The sequence below is a fragment of the Actinospineispora eucalypti genome, from assembly GCF_039543365.1.
Lineage (GTDB): Bacteria > Actinomycetota > Actinomycetes > Mycobacteriales > Pseudonocardiaceae > Pseudonocardia > Pseudonocardia eucalypti.
The window spans coordinates 13988-35804 of sequence record NZ_BAABJP010000024.1; the positions used below are offsets into that span (position 1 = coordinate 13988).

Annotated in this window: 19 protein-coding genes; 15 read left to right on the forward strand and 4 right to left on the reverse strand. The window is 71.9% G+C overall.

Translation table 11 applies throughout. The annotated features are described in order from the left end of the window. Positions 1–65 precede the first annotated feature (65 nt). The 6 genes from ABEB12_RS22465 to ABEB12_RS22490 all read left to right on the forward strand — a co-directional run bounded on the left by ABEB12_RS22465 (position 66) and on the right by ABEB12_RS22490 (position 5261). Positions 66–950 (forward strand): alpha/beta fold hydrolase, encoded by an 885-nt coding sequence (locus ABEB12_RS22465; protein WP_185060042.1) that lies wholly within the window; start codon positions 66–68, stop codon positions 948–950. Further along, positions 947–1966, forward strand: coding sequence for a VOC family protein (locus ABEB12_RS22470; protein WP_345703048.1), 1020 nt, complete (start codon positions 947–949; stop codon positions 1964–1966). Before ABEB12_RS22465 ends, ABEB12_RS22470 begins: the two co-directional genes overlap by 4 nt. Further along, complete coding sequence (locus ABEB12_RS22475; RefSeq protein ID WP_185060044.1) at positions 1963–3627, forward strand: bifunctional 3-(3-hydroxy-phenyl)propionate/3-hydroxycinnamic acid hydroxylase; 1665 nt, start codon at positions 1963–1965, stop codon at positions 3625–3627. Before ABEB12_RS22470 ends, ABEB12_RS22475 begins: the two co-directional genes overlap by 4 nt. Further along, the gene (locus ABEB12_RS22480) at positions 3561–3851 is read left to right on the forward strand and encodes an antibiotic biosynthesis monooxygenase (RefSeq protein WP_185060045.1); all 291 of its coding nucleotides are present in this window, start codon (positions 3561–3563) and stop codon (positions 3849–3851) included. The genes ABEB12_RS22475 and ABEB12_RS22480 overlap by 67 nt, the downstream gene beginning before the upstream one ends. 4 nt (positions 3852–3855) lie before the next feature. Further along, on the forward strand, positions 3856–4374 hold the full coding sequence (locus ABEB12_RS22485; RefSeq protein ID WP_185060046.1) for a CGNR zinc finger domain-containing protein: 519 nt from the start codon (positions 3856–3858) through the stop codon (positions 4372–4374). A gap of 83 nt (positions 4375–4457) precedes the next feature. Next, positions 4458–5261 carry a hypothetical protein gene (locus ABEB12_RS22490; protein WP_185060047.1) on the forward strand — a complete coding sequence of 268 codons (804 nt, stop codon included), beginning with the start codon at positions 4458–4460 and terminating at the stop codon, positions 5259–5261. Positions 5262–5293: 32 nt separating this feature from the next. Here ABEB12_RS22490 and ABEB12_RS22495 read toward each other — a convergent pair whose 3' ends face one another. The 4 genes from ABEB12_RS22495 to ABEB12_RS22510 form a co-directional block, all read right to left on the reverse strand. Continuing rightward, on the reverse strand, positions 5294–7159 hold the full coding sequence (locus ABEB12_RS22495; protein WP_185060048.1) for a hypothetical protein: 1866 nt from the start codon (positions 7157–7159) through the stop codon (positions 5294–5296). Between the two features lie 55 nt (positions 7160–7214). Further along, positions 7215–8615, reverse strand: coding sequence for an amidase (locus tag ABEB12_RS22500; protein WP_185060049.1), 1401 nt, complete (start codon positions 8613–8615; stop codon positions 7215–7217). A 132-nt stretch (positions 8616–8747) separates the two neighbouring features. Next, the gene (cobF, locus tag ABEB12_RS22505) at positions 8748–9515 is read right to left on the reverse strand and encodes a precorrin-6A synthase (deacetylating) (RefSeq protein WP_185060050.1); all 768 of its coding nucleotides are present in this window, start codon (positions 9513–9515) and stop codon (positions 8748–8750) included. 9 nt (positions 9516–9524) lie between these two features. Then, on the reverse strand, positions 9525–10787 hold the full coding sequence (locus ABEB12_RS22510) for a helix-turn-helix domain-containing protein (protein ID WP_185060051.1): 1263 nt from the start codon (positions 10785–10787) through the stop codon (positions 9525–9527). A gap of 93 nt (positions 10788–10880) precedes the next feature. On the opposite strand from ABEB12_RS22510, the gene ABEB12_RS22515 reads away from it, so the two are divergent. From ABEB12_RS22515 to ABEB12_RS22555, 9 genes are all read left to right on the forward strand, one after another. Further along, the gene (locus ABEB12_RS22515) at positions 10881–12863 is read left to right on the forward strand and encodes an acetoacetate--CoA ligase (RefSeq protein WP_185060052.1); all 1983 of its coding nucleotides are present in this window, start codon (positions 10881–10883) and stop codon (positions 12861–12863) included. After that, complete coding sequence (locus tag ABEB12_RS22520) at positions 12860–14551, forward strand: alpha/beta fold hydrolase (protein ID WP_185060053.1); 1692 nt, start codon at positions 12860–12862, stop codon at positions 14549–14551. Before ABEB12_RS22515 ends, ABEB12_RS22520 begins: the two co-directional genes overlap by 4 nt. Beyond that, positions 14548–15342, forward strand: coding sequence for a poly(3-hydroxyalkanoate) depolymerase (gene phaZ / locus ABEB12_RS22525; RefSeq protein ID WP_345703049.1), 795 nt, complete (start codon positions 14548–14550; stop codon positions 15340–15342). The genes ABEB12_RS22520 and phaZ overlap by 4 nt, the downstream gene beginning before the upstream one ends. Positions 15343–15345: 3 nt before the next feature. After that, the gene (locus tag ABEB12_RS22530; protein ID WP_185060054.1) at positions 15346–17121 is read left to right on the forward strand and encodes a DUF3556 domain-containing protein; all 1776 of its coding nucleotides are present in this window, start codon (positions 15346–15348) and stop codon (positions 17119–17121) included. Then, positions 17114–18565: an FAD-dependent oxidoreductase gene (locus ABEB12_RS22535; protein ID WP_185061245.1), complete on the forward strand. Its 1452-nt coding sequence runs from the start codon at positions 17114–17116 to the stop codon at positions 18563–18565. The genes ABEB12_RS22530 and ABEB12_RS22535 overlap by 8 nt, the downstream gene beginning before the upstream one ends. A 254-nt stretch (positions 18566–18819) precedes the next feature. Next, a complete protein-coding gene (locus tag ABEB12_RS22540; RefSeq protein WP_185060055.1) occupies positions 18820–19056 on the forward strand; it encodes a hypothetical protein in 237 nt (78 codons plus the stop codon). Positions 19057–19218: 162 nt separating this feature from the next. After that, on the forward strand, positions 19219–19713 hold the full coding sequence (locus tag ABEB12_RS22545; protein ID WP_185060056.1) for a hypothetical protein: 495 nt from the start codon (positions 19219–19221) through the stop codon (positions 19711–19713). 65 nt (positions 19714–19778) lie between these two features. Continuing rightward, positions 19779–20465 carry a response regulator gene (locus ABEB12_RS22550; protein WP_185060057.1) on the forward strand — a complete coding sequence of 229 codons (687 nt, stop codon included), beginning with the start codon at positions 19779–19781 and terminating at the stop codon, positions 20463–20465. A 3-nt stretch (positions 20466–20468) separates the two neighbouring features. Continuing rightward, positions 20469–21770 carry an ATP-binding protein gene (locus ABEB12_RS22555; RefSeq protein WP_185060058.1) on the forward strand — a complete coding sequence of 434 codons (1302 nt, stop codon included), beginning with the start codon at positions 20469–20471 and terminating at the stop codon, positions 21768–21770. The last annotated feature ends 47 nt before the right edge of the window (positions 21771–21817 follow it).

Here is a 21817-nt window from a genome sequence, read left to right on the forward strand (position 1 = left end):
TTCGGACGGTCTTACCGTAGCACTCGTTCCAATTGTAGTGAACATTCCAGTTACGGGAGACGGGCATGCGGAAGCTGGGCGAGGTGACGCGGTCCGAGCGCACGGTCCGGGTCGGCGCGCGCGAGATCTTCCTGACCGAGGTGGTGCCGGCCGGCGGGGTGACCAGGGCCGAGCCGATGGTGCTGCTGCACGGCGGCGGGCCGGGCGCGAGCGGCATGTCCAACTACGCGCGGAACGTGGACGCGTTCGCCGGCGCGGGCTACCGGGTGGTCGTCCCGGACCTGCCCGGCTACGGGCGCTCGTCGAAGCGGCTGGACCAGTCCGACCCGTTCGGCGACCTCGCGGTGTTCGTCCGGGGCCTGCTGGACGAGCTGGAAACCCAGCGGGCGCACCTGATGGGCAACTCCTACGGCGCCGCGGCCGCGCTGCGCCTGGCCCTGGACCGGCCGGACCGGGTGGCCCGGCAGGTGCTGATGGGACCCGGCGGAGTCGGCACCACCCGGTCGCTGCCCACCAAGGGGCTGAACGCGCTGCTGAACTACTACCGGGGCGAGGGGCCGACCCGGGCCAAGCTGCGCACCTTCCTGCGCGACTACCTGGTCCACGACCCGTCGCAGCTGTCCGAGGACACGGTGGAGCAGCGCTTCCTGGCCAGCATCGACCCGGAGGTGGTGGCCAACCCGCCGCTGCGCCGCCCTTCCTCGCCCCGCACCGCGCTGCGGATGGACTTCACCCGGGACCGGGCGCGGCTGGCCCGCTGCGCGGTGCCCACGCTGGTCGTCTGGGGGGTGAACGACCGGGTGAACCGGCCCTCCGGTGGTCCCTACCTGGCCCGCGCCATGCCCCAATGCGACCTGCACCTGTTCGCCCGCACCGGCCATTGGGCGCAGTTCGAGCAGGCCGACCGGTTCAACCGGTTGGTGCTCGGCTGGCTGGACGGTGCGGTGTGAGCGCGCGCCCGGACATCTTCGGCGCCGCGCGGCTGGGCTACGTGGTGGTCGAGTCGAACCAGTTGACCGACTGGCACCGGTTCGGCGCGGACGCCATCGGCCTGCACGTCGACGAGCTGACCCGGGACACCCTGCGCTTGCGCATGGACCAGAGGGAATGCCGGTTCCTGATCAATCGGGGCGGGGCGGAGGACGTGGTGGCCACCGGTTGGGAGGTGGACGACCACGAGACGTTCGAGGTGATCCTGGGCCGGGTCGGGGCGGCCGGGCTGCCCGTGGCCGAGGGCACCGAGGAGGAGGCCGCGCTGCGCGGGGTGGAACGGCTGTGGCGGTTCCCCGGACCGAAGGGCATCGCCACCGAGGTCTTCACCCGCGCGCTGACCGGCGACACGCCGTCGCGGATGCGGACCAGGGAGTTCGTCACCGGCCGGGCCGGCCTGGGGCACCTCGCGCTCGTCACCCGGAACCCCGAACAGCTGCACACGTACTGGAACAACCTGCTGGACCTGCGGCTGACCGACCGGATCACCGAGCGGATCGGGCCGGCGCTGCTGCGGGTGCGGTTCCTGCGGGCGGGGGAGCGGCACCACAGCATCGCGCTGGCCAACGTGGCCGGCCTGCCGGTGGACCCGGTGCGCACGCGGGTGCAGCACATCAACATCCAGGTGGCCGACCTGGACGACCTGCTGGCCAGCTTCCACCGGGTGACCGAGCTCGGCTTCGCCATGGCCTGGTCGGTCGGGCAGCACACCAACGACCGCGAGCTGTCCTACTACTGCGTGACGCCGTCCGGGTTCGAGCTGGAGGTGGGCTGGAACCCGATCACCATCACCCCGGAGCTGGAGGCCACCTGGGAGCCGACCGACTACCGCAGCATCTCGGACTGGGGCCACACCCCGGTGGGGGAGAACGTGATGGTGCTGCTCGGACGCATCCAGGCCGCCGCGCGGTCGCTGCGGGCGCCCGAGGAGACCGTTCCGGCGCTCTCCTCGGTGGCCCGGGGGACCCGGCGATGAACGACTACCAGGTGGCGGTCATCGGCTACGGCCCGGTCGGGGCCACCGCGGCGAACCTGCTCGGGCGGCTGGGCGTCCGGGTGCTGGTGGTGGAGCGGGACGCCGACGTCTACTCCCGCGCCCGCGCGATCTCCACCGACGAGGAGGTGGTGCGGATCTGGCAGCGGGTCGGGCTGGCCGACCCGCTCGCCGCCGACATGATCGCCGAGAAGCCCATCGACTTCGTGGATGCCGAGGGCCGGACGTTCCTCTCCTTCACCCCGAAGACGTTCGGCAACGGGCACCCGCCGCAGATGTTCCTCTACCAGCCGGCGCTGGAGCGAACCCTGCGGGCCGGAGTGGGGCGATACCCGCACGTCGAGGTGCTGCTCGGGCACGAGTGCACCGACCTGCGCCAGGACGCCGACGGGGTGGAGCTGACCATCGGCGCGTCCCGGAAGGTCCGGGCGGACTACGTGATCGCCGCCGACGGCGGGTCCAGTCCCACCCGCACCCGGCTGGGCATCGGGTTCGCCGGCCGCACCTACGAGGAGCGCTGGGTGGTGATCGACACCAAGGTCCGGCGGGAGTGGCCGGAGGTCAACCGGATGCGGTTCCACTGCGACCCGGCCCGGCCCGCCGTGGACTGCCCCACTCCGCTCGGCCACCACCGCTGGGAGTTCCCGGTACTGCCGGGCGACGACGAGGCCGCACTGGTCACCCCCGACGGCGTGCTCGGCCTGCTGGCCAACCAGGGCATCGGCCCGTCGCGGGTGGACGTGCTGCGGGCGGTGATCTACCGCCACCACGTGCGGTTCGCCGACCGGTGGCGGCTCGGCCGGGTGTTCCTGGCCGGCGACGCGGCGCACGTCATGCCGCCCTGGGTCGGCCAGGGCATGGCCTCCGGCGTGCGCGACGCGGAGAACCTGTGCTGGAAGCTGGCGGCCGCGCTCTCCGGCGCCGACGTGGACGGGCTGCTGGACTCCTACGAGACCGAACGCATGCCGCACGTGCGCGCGCTGACCAGGGCGGCGGTCGCGGTCGGCCGGGTGATCACCGAGCGCCGCCGGGTGGTGACCGCCCTGCGCGACCCGCTGTTGCGCGGGCTGTGCCTGGTGCCCGGGCTCGGGTCGTTCGTGCGCGAGGGACGCTGGTTCCCGGTCACCCGGTACCGGCGAGGCTTCCTGGCCGAGGCGCCCGGGCTCCGGGGTGCCCGCCGGGCGGTCGGCCGGCACATCCCGCAGCCCTGGGTGCTCGACTCTCTCGGTCGGCGGGTCCGGCTGGACGATGCCCTGGGCAACCTGGCCTGGGCAGTGCTGCACACCGGCACCGGCGTCGGCACTGCCACGGGGACCGGCGCGGGCTTCGAGGCGTGGCGGAGCGCGGGCGTACGCGTGCACGAGCTTCGCCCAGCCGGCGAGACCCCGGGGTCCGGTGCGCTGGTCGACGTGGAGAACGTCCTGGTGGACTGGATGCGGGCACATCGGGCCGGTGCGCTGGCCGTGCGGCCGGACGGCGTGGTTTACGGCGCCGCCGCGCCGGGCTCGTCGCTGACGTCTTCCGCTCGCCCCTTGTCACGGTCTATTATCAGTTTAGACCGTGACAAGGAGGAGCCATGTCGATCTACTCCATCTGGGAGCACAGGTTCCCGGCGGACCGGGCGGCCGACGGCCGCGCGGTGACCGAGGCAATTTGGCGGGACATGCTAGGTTTCGAGGGCTATCTGAGCCACGAGCTGCTGGTGGACGACGACGACCCGGGACACCTGGTGGTGGTCAGCCAGTGGGCCAGCCGGGAGCATGCCGACGAGACGCTGCGGCGCTACGCCGACCACCCGAACGCGCGCGCGGCGAACGACCTGGTCAGCGAGCCGCGCCGGCGGATCGTTGCCAGCCGCGCCCGCTGACCCGGTGCCGCCGACCGCGCTGCTGCTGCTGGCCAACCTGGGCCGCCCCCGGCGGCCGGCCGGGGCGCGTGCGGCGCGCGCCGAGCCGGCGCTGCCGGATGCCGAGGTGGCGTCCGCGCAGTTGGCGGACGTTCTGGACGGACCGATCACCACCGCCGACCTGGACGACCTGCGCCGGCTGCACCGGGCCGCGTTCGACGCGGCCGAGGCGCTGGCGGCGGGCGCGGCGCCGGACTGCGGCCCGATCAACGCGCTGGCCGCCGCCAGCACCGCGCGCCCGGAGCTGACCGTCGACCAGGGGGTGCCCAGGCGGCGGCTGGTGTGGGTCGACCCGTCGCCGGCGGCCGCGCTGGCCCGCCGGCTGGTCGACGAGCTGGACGCGCTGGAACCCGCGCGCCTGCGCCACTGTGCCCGCCCGGAGTGTGACCTGCTCTTCTACGACACCACCCGCTCGCGCACCCGCCGCTGGCACGCTGAGGACCCCTGCGGCTGGCGAGCCCGCCAACAGGCGCACCGAATGTGACCTGCGTTGATAGTCGTGGGACATTGGTGATCACAGAGCCATGCATTTGACGTAACGACGGTGGCGGCGTACCAACCGTTGCCATGCCATCCACCACGCGCAACCCTGCCGGGCGGGCGCGGATCGGCGCACGGACGCTGCGCACGGACCGCTGGTGGCTCTCCCCGCTGCTGGTCGCCTGCGTCCTGGGCGTGTTCATCGTCTATACGACCGTGCGGCTGTTCATGCGGGACCTCTACTGGTTCCCCGAGGGCGGCTACCTCACGCCCCTGTTCTCGCCCTGCCTCAGCCGGTCCTGCCTGCCCGGTTCCGCGCACTTCGGCACGCCGCTGCCCGCGCTGCCGCTTGCGATACCGCTGCCGATGCTGGTCTTTCCGGTGATCGGGGGCTTTCGGCTGACCTGCTACTACTATCGCAAGGCCGGCTACCGCGCGTTCCTGCGCTCACCGGCGGCGTGCGCGGTGCGCGAGCCCGCGGCCCGCTACCGGGGTGAGAGCGCGTTCCCGCTGATCCTGCAGAATTCGCACCGGTACTTCTTCTACCTGGCCTCGGTGCTGCTGCTGGTCAACACCTACGACGCCGTGCTCGCCTACTTTCCTCCGTCCGGCGGGTTCCGGATCGGCGTCGGCTCGCTGCTGCTCACGGCCATGGTGATCACGCTGTGGCTGTACTCGCTGTCCTGTCACGCCTGCCGCCACCTGTGCGGCGGCCGGCTCAAACACTTCTCCCGCCACCCCGCCCGGTACTGGCTCTGGACACGCCTGTCCGCGCTCAACGCCCGGCACATGCAGTTCGCCTGGATCTCCCTGGTGCTGGTCATGGTCGCGGACCTGTACATCCTGAGCGTGTCCGCCGGCTGGATCCCTGACCTGGCCTGGCGTGCCTAGCGACCGAGATGCTCGACTCCTCGAGCCTGTCCCTAGAACGGTGGTGCTTCGGGTTCTGGGTCGGTGATGGGTTCTCCTCTGGTGTGGTAGCGGCGGCCGAGTGGGCTGATCCAGATGAACCTCCCTGGTTGGGGTTGGGTGACGGTCCAGCCTCCTTCGTGTTTGAGTCGGTGGTCGTGTTTGCAGCCGGGTCCGAGGTTGGTGTGGGTGGTGGGGCCGCCGTGTTGGTGGTCGTGGGTGTGGTCTTGTTCGGATTGGGTGGCGGGGCGTCGGCAGCCGGGTGCGGTGCAGGTGCGATCGCGGATCTGCACATACCGGCGCAGCCCACACCCGGGCAACCGTCGCCCCGGTTGGGCATTCGGGTCGGTGCTCGGCGTGGTGCGGGTGTGTTGGTATTGGGTGGCGATGTCGCCGATCACCCCGGCCCAGGCTGGTGGTGGGTCTTTCGTGAGCCGGGCCAGGACGGTGGCCGGGATGGCCAGCTCGACGATCCCGCCCTCGGCGTGGTGTCCGGGTGGCCCGGTGGTGGGTCTTCGGCGGGTGAGGCCTTCGGCGAGCAGGTAGCCCTCGTGGTCGGTGACCGCCCACCGCCACTGGCCGCGGTGTTGGCGGGCCGCTGCCCGTCGCGCGGCCTGGGCGGGGATCGGACCCCAGCCGGGTAGTTCGCCGGGCAACTCGTTGACCCCGGCGAGGCTGTCGAGCCGGGCACGGACCTCGATACCGGTCACCGACCCGACTGGTTCGCGCTCGCTGCCCGCCGGTCCAGGGATGGGAGCCGGCTGGTGGTCGCGCGGGCTGCCCTGGTCTGGTTCGGCGTGGTCTGATCCGGCACAGATCGGCTCGGCACTGGCCGGCTCGGCACTGACCGGCTTGGCACTGGTCGGCTCGGCACTGGTGGGATCGGCGCTGTCCGTGTGGCCCCGGTCTGGCTCGGCGTTGTTGGCCTTGGTGGTGCTCGGCTCGGTGGTGCTCGGCTTGGCATTGCCCGGCTCAGTGCTGTCCGACCTGACGCTATCCGCCCCAGGGAACCTCGGGCCTTCGGTCGCCACAGCGGCGTCCGTGGAGACTTCGGCCGGTGGGGTTTGGGTTTGTGTGGCTTCGGCGAGTAGGGCGGCGATCATTTCCGCCCGGGTCAGGTGATGGAAACGGCCATCCAGCAAGCGCAGGTAGATATCCGCGCGCAACTGATCCACCCGACCCGGATGCCCAGCCCGTTTCGCCGCCCGGGCCAACCCGGCGATCCGCTCGGTCGCCGCGGCCGCCTCATCCGGCGGCAAACCCGACGCGCTGATCACCGCCGTGCCGTCCGGGTTCAGATAACCCACCACCGCCCGCTCGGCCAGCGCCCGCTCGTAAGCATCCTGGGCGTGGTCCGGATCCGCGGTGATGATCAGTTTCAGGATCCGGGCACGCAGCTGCCCCGTGGTCAACCCCGGCGCCGCCACCAACACCGCGTCCAGCACCTTGGCGACCAACTCGGCCGGCAGGCCAGCCAGGTGCTGGACGAACACCAACGCCCGATCCCGATCGACCCGACCGACCAGCATCTCCGCATGCACCACCGGCAAACCCCGACACAGCAGGTAGGCGAACTCGGACTCGTTCCACCCCTGGCGCCGCGTCATCACCAACGCCGCCCGCACCTCATCCGCCGCATAACGATCCGGCTCGGCCAGACACGCCACCGAATCCGGCCCGGCGGAAGCGTCACGCTCCAGCGTCGAGGCGACCGCCCCGAGATACACCCCGTCGGTATGCGCCCGCTGCCGCGCGGACGCCTGCAGATAATCGATCACCGAACCGTTCGGCACCGCCGTCACATCGATCGAGGCCAACAGCGCGCCCAGCGCTGGGCCGGCGGGGGTCCCCGCCAGCCGCTCACCCAGCCCGCCGTCCACGTATTCGATTATATGTTCGACCACCGACACTTTGGGCGGTTCAGGCGACCGCGGCTCACTGGTCCTGGATGCGCCGCCAGGGGGTCTCGGCCTCGAGGGCGAACGCCAGCTCCAGCAGGGTCCGCTCGTCGCCGTGGGCGGCGGACAGCTGCACTCCGACCGGTAGACCCTCGTCGGTCGATCCGGTCGGGAGCGAGATGGCCGGGCTACCGGCGACGTTGTTCAGCGGCGTGAACGCCACGTACCGGGTGAGCCGGTGCAGCAGTTCGTCGAACGGCACGGTCGGGCTGATGTGGCCGAGCTCCGGGGTGGTGTGCGCGAGGACGGGGGAGAGCACCACGTCGTGGCGCAGGAACATGCGCCGGTACGCCGCCTTCACCCTGGCCAGCCGGTAGAGCGTGGCCGGGGTGTGCGGGAACCGGCGCCGGTAGAGCGCGCGCAGCCCGACGGTGAGCCCGTCCAGCCGGCTGGTGTCGAACGACGGGTCGAACGTCCGCCGGCCGAACGTCCCGGCCAGGAACGCGAGCAGTCCCCAGTACAGCGTGAAGTCGCGCATGAACTCGTCGCCGACCGGCAGTCGCGTCGGCTCGACCTCGTGGCCCATGCCGACCAGCGCCTTCGCGGTCCGTTCCACCACGGCGCGGGTCGTGGCGTCGCTCCGCACACCACCGACCGAGTCCAGCAGCAGCCCGATGCGCAGCCGCCGGCTCGCCGGACCCTCCACCAGGCCCAGCGGCGGCAGCGCGGGGTTGCGGTGGTAGCGCTCGGCGGCGGCCCAGAACGTCGCGGTGTCGCGCACCGAGCGGCTGACCACCCCTTCCGAGATGATCTTGATGGGAAGCTGCCGGGCCTGCGCGCTCTCCAGGTGCCGGCCCCGGGTCGGCTTCAGGCCGACCAGGCCGCAGCAGGCCGCCGGGATCCGGATCGACCCGCCGCCGTCGTTCGCGTGCGCGATCGGCACCACGCCGGCGGCAACCAGCGCGGCCGCGCCGCCGGAGGAGGCCCCGCTGGAGTACGCGGTGTGCCACGGGTTGCGGGTCGGTTCCTCGGCCATGAACTCGGTGGTCGCGTTGAACCCGAACTCCGGCATGCGGCTCTTGCCCAGGTTGACCAGGCCGGTGCCGAGCAGCTGCGCGGCAAACGGGCCGGTGGCGGGCGCCGGTTTCGCGGTGAACGCGGCCGAGCCGTGGTTGGTCGGCATGTCCCGCACGTCGGTGTTGTCCTTGACGAAGGTGGGCACGCCGGCCAGCGGGCCTTCGGCTCCGGGGCCGGACGGCGGCTCACCCCAGAAGGCCACGCCGCGCAGCACCGGGTCGACCTGCCTTGCCCGGGCGAGCGCGGCCTTCGCCGCCTCCGCCGCGCTGATCTCACCGCTCCGGATCAGCCCGGCCAGCGCCACCGCGTCATGGTCGGCGAGCGCGTCGTCGGTGAAGGCATGCACTCCGCGTTCGGACATCCCGCTCCTTACCCGTCGCTCGGACACCGCTCGCGACGGTAGCCGAGCCGGACGCCGAGGGCGGCTTCCGCCGGTTCACCCCGTGAGGTTCGCGCCGTGAGGTTCGCCTCCGTGAGGTTCACCCCCTGAGCGTCACTCCGTGACGGCCCGCCGCAGCAGGTAGCTGTCCATCACCCAGCCGTGGCGCTCCCGCAGCGCGCGCCGGGTGTCGGCGATCTCGTCGATCACCTTGTCCAGCGGGCCGGCGATCAGCACCTCGTCCTCGGTGCCCAGGTAGGCGCCCCAGTAGATGGTGATGTCCTGGTCGCGCAGCGCGGCGCAGGCCAGGTCCGAGTCCAGCATCACGACCACGTCGTGCACCTCCTCCGGCATCCCCCGAGCCAGCCGCCGGCCGGGTGTGATCAGCACCGGGCCGGCCACCCGGTTCAGCGTGACCCGGTGCCGCGCGGCCAGCGCGGAGACGCTGCTGATCCCGGGGATGACCTGGTAGTCGAGGTCCAGCGTGCTCCGTTCGACCAGAGACTCGATGATCCGGATGGTGCCGTCGTAGAGGGCCGGGTCGCCCCAGACCAGGAAGCCGCCGCACTCGCCGTCGGCCAGCTCCTCGGCGATCGCCCGCTCCATCACCCGGGTGCGCTCGTCCCGCCAGTCCCGCACCGCGCCCCGGTAGTCGCGGGCGGCCCGGTCGCGGGGCGGGTCGGGCACCTCGACCACCCGGTAGTCGCCGCCCCGGATGTGCCGGTCGCAGATCGCCCGCCGGGCCGGCCCGAGGTCGCCGGTGGTCTCGGACTTGTCGAACACGAAGAACACGTCCACCGCGTTCAGCGCCTCGACCGCCTGGATGGTGACGTAGTCCGGGTCGCCGACCCCGATGCCGATGGCCAACAGGGTGCGCGTCACCGCCGCAGACTACCCGTGCGCCAACACCGCCGACCCGAGCTGGTCGCAGGCCCGCAGCGCCAGCTCCAGGTCGGCCCGCCGTTCGGTGATCGGGCCGGGCAGCAGCTCAGCCGCCTTGTTCAGCCGGTACTGCACGGTGTTGCGGTGCAGGCTCAGCGTCTCGGCGGCGGTGGAGTAGCTGCCGCCGTGCTCCAGGAACACCCGCAGCGTCTCGCGGAGCACCGCGTTGTTCCTCTCGTCGGTGCCCAGCTGGCCGAGCACCTTGCGCACCCAGGCCCGGGTGGCGTCCAGCTCGCCGCACATCAGCGCGATCGGGCCGATGCGCTCGGAGAGGGTCACGCGGTGCGGCGGCCGGGCGGTCAGCGCCACCCGCCGGGCGACCGCGGCCTGCTGGTGGCTGGTGCGGAAGCCGTCGGTGCCCTGCTCCAACTCGCCGACGGCGACGTGCGCGGTCGGGTCGATGCCGGCGATGTCCAGCCGCGACCAGCGCACTTCCGGCCGGTTGCCGAACGGCAGCCAGAACCAGGCGACGGCCTCGTCGAACGGCACGAACAGCGGGCGCCCGGTGCAGCCCAGCTCGGTGGCCAGGGTCTGCCCCACCCGGTCCAGCCGGACCAGGCCCTCGCCGGCCTTGGTCGGCTCCGGCACCCAGCCGATCACCGCCACGTGGAACTGGGCCAGCCGGTAGCCCAGCGCCGACACGTCGACCTCGTCGCCGGCCAGCAGCTTGCGCACCCGTGACGCCCGCACCGCGGTCTGGGTGAGCAGCCACCGGTCGCGTTCGGACTGGTAGGCGGTGACCACCTGCTCGGAGACCCGGTCGATGTAGTCGAAGCTCAGCCGCATCACCCGCCGGGTGATGGCCTGGGACATCGCCTGGTCCTTCTCCTGGGCGGCGATCTGGTCCATGGACCAGTCCAGGAAGCTGGCGTGCCCGAGGCGGTAGGCCCGGACCAGCGGGATCACGCTCACCCCGCGCTGCGCCAGCCGGCGGGCGTACTCGGCGGCGGCCCCCGGCACGGCGATGCTCTCCACCGGCACGCGCAGCCCGAGCAGGCTCAGCATGGCGCCGACGTTCTCCTCGACGCTGGCGTTCAGCAGCCCCTCGACGATCTCGTCGCCGCGCAGCTCGGGGATCTCCGCCAGCAGCAGCTCGGTGATCCCCCGGCCGACGCCGCCGAAGCCGTCGGAGATCGCCGCACCCAGCTCGAACAGGCGCGCGTCGATCGCTTCCTCGTCGATCGGCTCCACCGGATCCCCCAGTTTGGGCACAGCGCATAACAAACGTGGACATCTTGGTACCGCAACCCGATGTGCGCCAGCACCGGTCGTTCCTAGGTTGACAGCGAGGCAAAGGAGCTGGACATGGACCGGGAACTGCTGTGGATGCCCGGGGAGCGGCCCACGCGGATGGGCGACTTCCGGGACTGGGTCAACCGTGACCGCCAGAACGACTGCCAGAACTATGACGAGCTGTGGCAATGGTCGGTCACCGACCTCGAAGGTTTCTGGGGCTCGGTCTGGTCGTACTTCGACGTGATCGCCTCCGCGCAACCCCACGCCGTGCTGGCCAGCCGCGCGATGCCCGGCGCGGAGTGGTTCCCCGGCGCCCGGCTGAACCTGGCGGAGAACATCCTGCGCGACCCGGGTTCGATCATCGGGGTCAGCGAGGGGGTGGACCCCGTGACGATCACCGGCGAGGAGCTCACCCGGAAGGTGGCCAGCCTGGCCGCGGCCCTCCGCGAGATGGGGGTCAAACCGGGAGACCGGGTGGCCGCCTACCTGCCGAACCTGCCGCAGGCGGCGATCGCGCTGCTGGCCACCGCCGCCGTGGGTGCGGTGTGGTCCTGCTGCGCGCCGGACTTCGGCACCGACGGCGTGCTGGACCGGTTCCGGCAGATCGAGCCGACCGTGCTGATCGGGGTGGACGGCTACCGGTTCGGCGGCCGGGACGTGGAGCGCCTGGACGTGCTCACCGAGCTGGTCGCCGCGCTTCCCTCGGTCGAGCACGTCATCGTCGTCGAGAACCTGCGCCGCGAGGCGGCGCCCGTGAGTGATTTGTATGGCTATAGCAACACTCGCCACTCACGGGTGCCGCTGTCCTTCGACGTGCTGACCGCCGGGGACGTCGAACCCGTCTACACGCAGGTGCCGTTCGACCACCCGCTGTGGATCCTGTACAGCTCGGGCACCACCGGCGTGCCGAAGGGCATCGTGCACTCGCACGGCGGCATCCTGCTGGAACACCTCAAGTCGCACGCGCTGCACTTCGACAGCGGCCCGGGCGACCGGGTGTTCGTCTACGCCAGTACCGCGTGGATGGTGTGGAACGTGCTGGTCACCGCGCTGGGGGTGGGGGCGACGATCGTCACCTACGACGGCAACCCGACCAAGCCCGACGTCGACCAGCTCTTCCGCATCTGCGCCGAGCACGAGGTGACCAGGTTCGGCACCGGTGCGGCCTACCTCACCGGTTGCCAGGCGGCGGCGGTGCGGCCGGTGGACCGGCACGACCTGTCCGCGCTGCGGGCCATCTGCAGCACCGGATCGCCGCTGCCCCGGTCCACCTGGCACTGGGTCTACGACGCGGTGAAGCGGGACCTGCTGCTCGGCTCGGACTGCGGAGGCACCGACGTGTGCGCCGCGTTCATCGGCACCAACCCGTTGTTGCCGGTGTACGCCGGCGAGATGCAGGCGCCCTACCTCGGGGTGCGGGTGGAGGCGTGGTCGCCGGAAGGAAAGCCGCTGGTCGACGAGGTGGGCGAGATGGTGATCACCGAGCCGATGCCGTCCATGCCGGTGCGCTTCTGGAACGACCCGGACGGCGAGCGCTACCGGGACGCCTACTTCGACACCTACCCGGGCGTGTGGCGGCACGGCGACTGGATGACGGTCACCCGCTACGGCGGCTACGTGGTGCACGGCCGCTCGGACTCCACGATCAACCGGGGCGGCGTGCGGATGGGCTCGGCGGACATCTACGCGGTGGTGGACCGGGTGCCCGGCGTGGCGTCCAGCCTGGTCATCGGGGCCGAGCAGCCGGACGGCGGCTACTTCATGCCGCTGTTCGTGACCCTGGCCCCCGGCGCCGAGCTGACCGACGAGCTGCTCGGCCGGATCCGCACGGAGATCAAGAGCCGGGTGTCGCCCCGGCACGTGCCGGACGAAATTGTCGCCGTTCCCGAGATTCCGATGACGATCACTGGTAAGAAGCTGGAGGTGCCGATCAAGCGGCTGCTCCAGGGAGTGGCGCCCGAGCGCGCGGTGAACCGGGCCACGCTGGCCAACCCCGGTGCGCTGGACTGGTTCATCGACTACGCCGACCAGACCAAGGCGGTCGCGCGATGAGCAGCGACGTCTACGACCGCGCCGACGAGCACGCCGCCGCGCTGGACATGCTGCTGGTGGACGGCGCGCTGTCCCCGCTGGCCCGGATGCTGCCGGCGAACGCGCTGCTGCGGCTGGCCCGCGAGCTGGCCCGCCACCCCGGCGGCACGGCCCGCCGGCTGGTCGAGCTCCTCGAGGAACTGGGGAAGATCGTGCAGGGCAGCTCCGAGCTGGCCGCGCACCCGAAGGACCGGCGGTTCGCCGACCAGGCCTGGCGGGACAACCCGGTGCTGCACCGCGCGCTGCAGGCCTACCTGGCCGCCTCCGCCACCGGCAAGGACCTGGTGGCCGGGGCGGACCTGGACTGGCGGGACCGGGAGCGCCTGGTCTTCGCGCTGGACAACCTGATCGCCGCGTTGGCGCCGAGCAACAACCCGCTGCTCAACCCGCTGGGCTGGCGCGCGGCGGTGGAGAGCAGGGGGGCCAGCGCGCTGGCCGGGGCGCGGAACCTGCTCTCCGACCTGGCCGAGGCGCCCCGGGTGCCCAGCATGGTGGATCCCAACGCGTTCCGGGTGGGCCGGGATCTCGCGGTCACCCCGGGCGCGGTGGTGCTGCGCACCGAGGTGTTCGAGCTGATCCAGTACACCCCGCGCACCGCTACCGTCCGGTCCCGCCCGCTGGTCGTGGTGCCGCCGGTGATCAACAAGTACTACATCGCCGACCTGGCGCCGGGCCGCAGCCTGATCGAGTATCTGGTGGAGAGCGGCCAGCAGGTCTTCATGATCTCCTGGCGCAACCCGGCGGCCAGGCACCGCGCCTGGGACATGGACACCTACGGGGAAGCCATCGTGCGCGCGCTGGACGCGGCCAGGACGATCACCGGCGCGGACGCCGTGCTGCCGCTGGGCTTCTGCTCCGGCGGGATGCTGCTCTCCATGGTGCTGTCCGCCCTGGCGGCGAAGGGACAGAGCGACAACGTGGCCGCGTTCAGCCTCGCGGTCTGTGTGCTGGACCAGAGCCGGGCCGGCACCAGCGGGGCGTTCATGGACCGCCGCACCGCCACCCTGGCGAAACTCGCCTCCTCGGTGCGCGGGTACCTGGACGGCCGCGCGCTGGCCGAGGTGTTCGCCTGGCTGCGCCCGGACGACCTGGTGTGGAGCTACTGGGTGAACAACTATTTGCAGGGCCGCAAGCCCCCGGCCTTCGACATCCTGTACTGGAACGCGGACACCGTGCGGATGGCCACCGGCCTGCACCACGACTTCGTGGACGTCGGCCTGGAGAACGGGCTGACCAAGCCGGGCGCGGTGCGCATGCTCGGCGCCCCGGTGGACCTCTCGGCGGTCAAGGCCGACGGGTACATGCTGGCCGGGATCGCGGACCACATCTCGCCCTGGCAGAACTGCTACCGGGGCGCCCAGCTGTTCGGCGGGGACGTCACGTTCGTGTTGTCCAGCAGCGGACATATCGCCTCGATCGTCAATCCGCCGGACAATCCCAAGGCGAACTACCGCGCGGCCCTCGCCGGGAGCGACCCGGCCGAGCAGTGGCAGGCGGGCGCGCCGACGACAAAGGGGTCGTGGTGGCCGAGTTTCGTGAGCTGGCTGGGGGAGCGGTCCGGGCCGGAGCGGCCGGCCCCGGCCGAACCGGGCGGGCCGGACCACCCGGCGTCGGACCCGGCCCCGGGCCGGTACGTGGTGGCCCGGTGACCGCCCAGCTCAACCGGTTGAACGCGGTGGTCCGCCCGGGCGACCAGGACCGCACGCCACTGCTGCTGATGAACGGCATCGGAGCCCGGCTGGAGGCACTGCAACCCTTCGTGGACGCGCTGGACCCGGCGATCCCGGTGATCCGGTTCGACCCGCCGGGGGTGGGGGGTGCGGTGCCCTCGCGGGTGCCCTACCGGTTCACCACGCTGTCCTACCGGCTGGCCCGGCTGCTCGACGAGCTCGGCCACGACCAGGTGGACGTGCTGGGCATCTCCTGGGGCGGCGGCCTGGCGCAGCAGTTCGCGCTGACCCAGCGCCGCCGGGTCCGGCGCCTGGTCCTGGTGGCCACCGGCACCGGTTCGCTGATGGTGCCGGCCCGGCCCGGGGTGCTGCGGCACATGCTCACCCCACGCCGCTACCTGGACACCGGCTACCTGCGCGAGGTGTCCGGCTCGCTGTACGGCGGCAGCGCCCGGGCCGACCCGGACATGGTCGAGCGGCTGCTGCACAAGGGCCGCCCGTCCGGCTACGCCTACCAGCTGCTGGCCGGGGCCGGCTGGACCAGCCTGCCGCTGCTGCCGCTGATCACCCAACCCACCCTGGTGCTGGCCGGCGACGACGACCCGATCATCCCGCTGGCCAACTCGTGGCTGCTGCGCACGCTGATCCCGCGCGCCGAGCGGCACATCTACCCGGGTGGCCATCTCGAGCTGGTCTGCGACCCGCCCCGGCTGGTCCCGGCGATCGAGCGCTTCTTCGCCCAACCCACCGAACCAACGCAAAGGAGCTGACCAATGGGCTTCACCAAACCCGACTTCCCACCGGTCGACCCGCCGACCTTCCTCCAGCAGCCACTCATGGAGCGGCTGAGGACGCTGGCGCTGAACTGGGTGGAGAACGGCTTCGGCACGCCGAAGGTCATCCACGTGATCTACATCCTGAAGCTGCTGTTCTTCTACATCCTGGGCGGCGTCGTCCTGGCCACCGCGACCTCGGGCCTGCGGTTCTGGGAGGTCTCGACCTGGTGGGACGAGCCGATCGTCTACCAGAAGGCGGTGCTGTGGACGGTCTTGCTGGAGTGCATGAACCTGGCCGGGTCCTGGGGGCCGCTGGTCGGCAAGTTCAAGCCGATGACCGGCGGGGTGCGGTTCTGGGTGCGGCCCGGCACCATCCGGCTGCGGCCGTGGCGGCGGGTGCCGTTCACGGCGGGCGACCGGCGCACCTGGTTCGATGTGGCGCTCTACGTGGTGCTGCTGGCCAGCCTGGCGTTGGTGCTGGTGATGCCCGGGGTCGCCACGGAGGCATTGCTGGCCGCGCTGCCGGACAACACCTCCGGGCTGGTGAGTCCTTCACTGGTGGTGGTGCCGATGGTGCTGCTGATCCTGATGGGACTGCGGGACAAGACGATCTTCCTGGCCGCCCGGGGTGAGCAGTACCTGCCGGCGATGTTCTTCTTCGCCGTGCTGCCCTTCACGGACATGATCATCGCGCTGAAGCTGCTGATCGTGGTCGTCTGGCTGGGCGCGGGCTTCTCCAAGTTCGGCAAGCACTTCGCCAACGTGGTGCCGCCGATGGTGAGCAACAGCCCGGCCATCCCGTTCAAGTGGCTCAAGCGCGCGCACTACCGCGACTACCCTCGGGACATCCGGCCGTCCCGGGTGGGCGACTTCATGGCGCACGTCGGCGGGACCACGGTGGAGATCCTGGTGCCGCTGGTGCTGCTGTTCTCCCACAACCGGTGGCTGTCGCTGGCGGCGGTGGCGATCATGGTGGTCTTCCACCTGTTCATCGTGTCCACGTTCCCGCTGGCGGTGCCGCTGGAGTGGAACATCCTGTTCGCCTACGCCGCGATCTTCCTGTTCGCCGGGTTCCCCAACGAGGCCGGCTACGGGATCACCGACATGTCCTCCGGCTGGCTGCTCGCGGTGCTCGTGGCCGGGCTGCTGTTCTTCCCGGTGCTGGGCAACCTGCGCCCGGACCTGGTGTCCTTCCTGCCCTCGATGCGCCAGTACGCGGGCAACTGGGCGTCGGCGGTGTGGGCGTTCGCGCCGGGCGCCGAGGAGAAGCTGAACTCCGTGGTGCGGGCCGCGCCGAACCAGATCGACCAGCTCAAGGCGCTGGGCTACGAGCCGGACGTCGCCGAGGTCACCATGCAGCAGACACTGGCCTGGCGCACCATGCACAGCCAGGGCCGGGGCCTGTTCTCGCTGCTGATCAAGCACCTGCCCGACCTGGACCGGCGGACCGTGCGGGAGGCCGAGTTCCTGTGCAACACGCTGATCGGGTTCAATTTCGGCGACGGGCACCTGCACGACGAGGACCTGGTCAACGCCGTGCAGCGGCAGGCCCGGTTCGAGCCCGGCGAGCTGGTCATCGCGTGGGTGGAGTCGCAGTCCGCGCACCGCAACTACCAGGAGTACAAGGTGATCGACGCGGCGCTTGGGGTGATCGAGCGGGGCAGCTGGAAGGTGGCCGACGCGGTGAACGAGCAGCCCTGGCTGCCCAACGGGCCGATCCCGCTGCACGTCACCTGGTCGCGCAAGGGCCCCGACCGAGAGCCGGCTGCATGACCACACGAGACCTGCTCGCCAGGGTCGAGTCATGAGTACAGCCGTAGTGGTGGGCGGCGGGCCGAACGGGCTCGCCGCCGCCGTGGCCCTGGCCCGGGCCGGCGTGCAGGTCACCGTGCTGGAGGCGGCCGACGAGGTCGGCGGCGGGGCGCGGTCCGGCGAGGCGATCGTGCCCGGCCTGCTGCACGACAACTGCTCGGCCATCCACCCGATGGCCGTCGGGTCGAGCTTCCTGGCCTCGCTGGACCTTTCGCGTTATGGGTTGTCCTGGCGGCTGCCGGAGATCGACTGCGTGCACCCGCTGGACGGCGGGCAGGCCGGCGTGCTGCACCGCTCGGTGGACGAGACGGCGGCCGGGCTGGGCGCGGACGGCGCGCGCTGGCGGGCGTTGTTCAAGTGGCCGTCGGCGAGGTTCGACCAGCTGGCCGAGGACATCATGCGGCCGCTGGTCGGGATACCCCGGCACCCGCTGGCCATGGCCCGGTTCGGCGCGCCGACAGTGCTGCCGGCCTCGGTGTTCGCCCGTCTGTTCCGTACGGAGCGGGCGCGCGCGCTGTGGGGCGGGGTGGCCGCGCACGCGTTCCGGCCGCTGCACCTCCCGATGACCTCGGCGATCGGGGTGGGCATCGTCACCGCCGGCCACCGCTACGGCTGGCCGGTCGCGGCCGGCGGCTCCGGGACGATCACCTCGGCGCTGGCCGCGCTGCTGGTCGACCTGGGTGGCAAGATCGAGACCGGGGTCCGGGTGACCGGTCCCGCCGAGCTGCCGCCGGCCGACGTGACCATGTTCGACCTGGCCCCCGGCGCGGTGGCGGACATCCTGGGTTCCCGGCTGCCCGCGCGGGCCGCCCGTGCCTACCGCCGCTACCGGCACGGGCCGGGCGCGTTCAAGGTCGACTTCGCGGTGTCCGGCGGGGTGCCGTGGACCAACCCGGAGGCTCGCCGGGCCGGCACGGTGCACCTCGGCGGCCCGTTCGAGGAGATCGCCGCGACGGAGCGGGACGTCTGTGCCGGGCGCATGCCCGAGCGGCCGTTCGTGCTGGTCGGGCAGCAGTACCTGGCCGACCCCGGCCGGTCGGTCGGCGACGTGCACCCGGTGTGGAGCTACGCGCACGTGCCGAACGGGTACACCGGCGACGCCACCGAGGCGATCATCGCGCAGTTCGAGCGGTTCGCCCCCGGGTTCCGGGAGCGGGTGGTCGGCATGGCGGTCCGGTCGGTCACCGAGATGGCCGTGTACAACCCGAACTACGTGGGCGGGGACATCCTCACCGGGGCCAACGACATCCGGAAGCTGGTGTTCGGGCCCCGGGTGTCGTTGTCGCCCTACGAGGTCGGTGTGCCCGGCATGTACATCTGCTCGGCGGCCACGCCCCCCGGCCCCGGCGCGCACGGAATGTGCGGCGCCAACGCCGCCGAACTCGCCCTGCGCCACCTCCGCTGACCCCAAGCCGTTGAGTCGACGCTAGACCGCCACGGACGGCGATCACCCCGGCCGGGGCGGGCACCCCAGCCGAGGCGCGCCGGCATTGACGACAGGCCCAGATCCGTAACTGAACGGCCTTGCCGCCCGGGTTAGAGAAGTCCTATGGCGGGCTTAGCGATGCGTTAACCGTTGATCGGGATAGCGTGCCGCAATTGGTTCACAGCTTGCCAGGAAAGGGACGGAACTAAATGCGGCGTATCACGATGATTGGGTTGGCCGGTGCACTGGGTGTGGCCGGAACACTGGTTTTCACCGCGCCGAGTTGGGCGTCGGACAACTGGTTCGACTTCCCGCACGACCACGGGCCGGATTTCAACCGGGTGGTGGCGTGCGAGGACGGCTACTACTCGGTGACCGGTGAGAAGGACTCGGACGACGACGACGGCGAGTACTCGGTCCACCGGCGTGACTACCGGAAGCATGACGACTGCTGGGTCGTCCGCAAGTAGAACGTAATGTTATATCGCGAGGCGGCGGGGAGACGTCGGTTGGCCTGCCATATAGTGCGAATCATGCCGCCAACCTGGAGTGTTGGGCCCGCGGCCGAGCAATCGTCGCGGAGCAGGCGCCGACCGTCTCTCGCCGTCCCCGTCGACCAGGTGGTCGACCAGGTGAGGGCGACGGCGCGCACGGACCGGCTGGGCGTCGTGCCCATAGCCGGGCAGGCTGCGTGGCAACGGGACCGGACGCGTCACGCGGTCGGTTCCACCGCACCGAGGAGCCTGGTCAGGTACGTGTTGCTGGCCGGGGTGTTCGGTCTTTTCGGGCTGGCCATCGTGTTGCTCGCGCTGCTGCTGAGCGACGACCGGGGGGCGGCCCCGCTGGTCATCCAGGCCCCGGCGAATGTGGTGACCGCCCCGCCGCCGCCCGCGCCGGTGGAAGTTCCCCGCCCGTCGGCCGCGGCCCCGCCCGCGCGCCCCGCTCCGGCCAAGGCCGGGTCGAAGGAGAAGGACGACGACTCCTCCGGCGACAGCGGCCGGTCGTCCTCGACCGAGGAGAAGCGGTTGCCCGGCGAGGCGGGCTCCGAGTTCGCCCGGGACATGACGTGCGACTGGACCGGCTGGTCCGGCCGGATGCCCGGCTTCCCGGGTGCCGGTCTGCCGTGAGCGCCCGCCGGGGAATCGGGCAGGGGTATCAGCTGACAGACATCCAACGGCGCTAGGCTACGCCGGTGCCCCATGTCCTTGTGATCGAGGACGATGCCGACGTCCGGCGCGGATTTCTGCGCTCGCTCCAGGAGAGCGACTTCGCCACCTCATCGGCCGCCACCGGGGTGGCGGGCCTGGAGACGGCGATCGCCGGCCGGCCCGACCTGATCGTGCTGGACCTGGGCCTGCCCGACTTCTCCGGTGAGGAAGTCCTGCGGATGGTCCGCGCGGTCAGCCGGGTGCCGGTCATCGTGGCGACCGGGTTCGACGACGAGAGCAACATCGTCGCGGTGCTCGAGGCGGGCGCGGACGACTACCTGGTCAAGCCGTTCGGCGGCGCCCAGCTGGTGGCCAGGGTGCGGGCGGTGCTGCGGCGCAGCCAGGAGATGCGCGTCCGTTCCGACACCAGGCTGGTGGTGGGGCGGCTGGCGCTGGACGGCGCGCGCCGCACCGCCGAGCTGGACGGCCGCCCGCTGTCCCTGGCCCCGAAGGAGTTCGACCTGCTCTACTACCTGGCCGGGCGGCCGGGTGAGGTGGTCGCCAAGCGGGAGCTGCTCACCGAGGTGTGGCGGGTGCCGTACAGCGGCACGGACAAGACGGTCGACGTGCACGTCTCCTGGCTGCGCCGCAAGCTCGGCGAGACCGCCAGGGACGCCCGCTACCTGCACACCGTCCGGGGCGTCGGGCTGCGCCTGGAAAGCCCGGGCTAGCGCATGCGCCGGCACCTGGCGGGTGTGGTGCTTGCGGCCATGGGCCTGGTGTTGATCGTGTTCCTGGTACCGCTGGTGGTACTGGTCCAGCGGGACGCCGAGCACCGGGCGATGGCCATGGCGACCGAGCGGGCCGAGGCGATCGCCGCGCTGGGCGGTTCACTGGCCACCCGGTCGCTGCCGGCGGCGCCGGTCGACGGGTTCGCCACCTCGGTGTTCCTTCCGGACGGCCGGGTGCTCGGGGTCCCGGCGGAGCGCACTCCCGCCGTCGGGAAGGCGGCGCGCTGCGAGCCGGTCCGGGGCGTGACGGCGAGCGGGGCCGAGGCCCTGGTGCCGGTCCCCGGGGTCGCGGGCTGCCCGAGCGTGGTCCGGGTGCTGGCCACCGACGAGGCGCTGCGCGGCGAGAGCACCAAGCTGCTGGTGCTGCTGTTCACGCTCTCGGCCGGGTTGCTGCTGATCGGGGTGCTGCTGGCCGAACGGCTGGCCAAGGGGCTGATCGGTTCCGTGCGGGACCTGGCGGCGGTGGCCGACCGGATGGCGGCCGGCGAGCTGGACGCCCGGGTCACCCCGGACGGGCCCGGCGAGATCCGCCGGGTGGGCGCGCAGCTCAACCGGCTGGCCATCCGGGTGGACCACCTGGTCGACGAGCAGCGCCGGCACGCCGCCGACCTCGCGCACCGGATGCGCACGCCGCTCACCTCGCTCCGGCTGGACATCGACGCGCTGCCGCCGGCTCACGCGCCCCGCCTGGTGCACGGCTACGAGGCGCTCGTCCGCGCGCTGGACGAGCTGATCCGGGCCGCGCGGCGGACGGCCAGCCAGAGCCGGGGCGCGGGCGGCGACCTGACCGTGGTGGTGCGCGAGCGGGTCGCCTTCTGGTCGGTGCTCGCCGAGGACACCGGGCGGACCATCGGCAGTGATCTGCCGCCCGGGCCGGCGTTCGTGGGCGCCGACCCGAAGACGCTGGCGGCGATGCTGGACGCCCTGCTCGGCAACATCTTCGCGCACACCCCCGACGGCGTCCCCATGCGCCTGGCCGTCCGGGTCGCCGGCGGTGAGGTGACGCTCACCGTGGACGACGGCGGGCCGGGTTTCCCCGATCCGGGCGTGATCCAGCGCGGCCGCTCGCACGGCGCGTCCACCGGCCTCGGGCTGGACATCGCCCGCCGGACGGCGGAGGAGTCGGGCGGCCGGATGCGGCTGGCCCGTTCGCCGCTCGGCGGTGCCCGGGTGGAGCTCGTGCTGGGCGGTGGCGAGGGCGAATCCGGGCGGCGGAAGCGGCCTTATCGTTGGCTTAACCGTTAGCCAACGTTGGCTTAGTGTGTTTTCTCTTGTTTATCTTAGGCCTCGCG

What these genes read in the sequence shown, in the direction of transcription:
- ABEB12_RS22465 (WP_185060042.1), top strand. Translation starts at nt 66, where the DNA reads ATGCGGAAGCTGGGCGAGGTGACGCGGTCCGAGCGCACGGTCCGGGTC.
- ABEB12_RS22475 (WP_185060044.1), top strand. Translation starts at nt 1,963, where the DNA reads ATGAACGACTACCAGGTGGCGGTCATCGGCTACGGCCCGGTCGGGGCC.
- ABEB12_RS22480 (WP_185060045.1), top strand. Translation starts at nt 3,561, where the DNA reads ATGTCGATCTACTCCATCTGGGAGCACAGGTTCCCGGCGGACCGGGCG.
- ABEB12_RS22490 (WP_185060047.1), top strand. Translation starts at nt 4,458, where the DNA reads ATGCCATCCACCACGCGCAACCCTGCCGGGCGGGCGCGGATCGGCGCA.
- ABEB12_RS22500 (WP_185060049.1), bottom strand. Translation starts at nt 8,615, where the DNA reads ATGTCCGAACGCGGAGTGCATGCCTTCACCGACGACGCGCTCGCCGAC.
- ABEB12_RS22515 (WP_185060052.1), top strand. Translation starts at nt 10,881, where the DNA reads ATGGACCGGGAACTGCTGTGGATGCCCGGGGAGCGGCCCACGCGGATG.
- ABEB12_RS22520 (WP_185060053.1), top strand. Translation starts at nt 12,860, where the DNA reads ATGAGCAGCGACGTCTACGACCGCGCCGACGAGCACGCCGCCGCGCTG.
- ABEB12_RS22530 (WP_185060054.1), top strand. Translation starts at nt 15,346, where the DNA reads ATGGGCTTCACCAAACCCGACTTCCCACCGGTCGACCCGCCGACCTTC.
- ABEB12_RS22555 (WP_185060058.1), top strand. Translation starts at nt 20,469, where the DNA reads ATGCGCCGGCACCTGGCGGGTGTGGTGCTTGCGGCCATGGGCCTGGTG.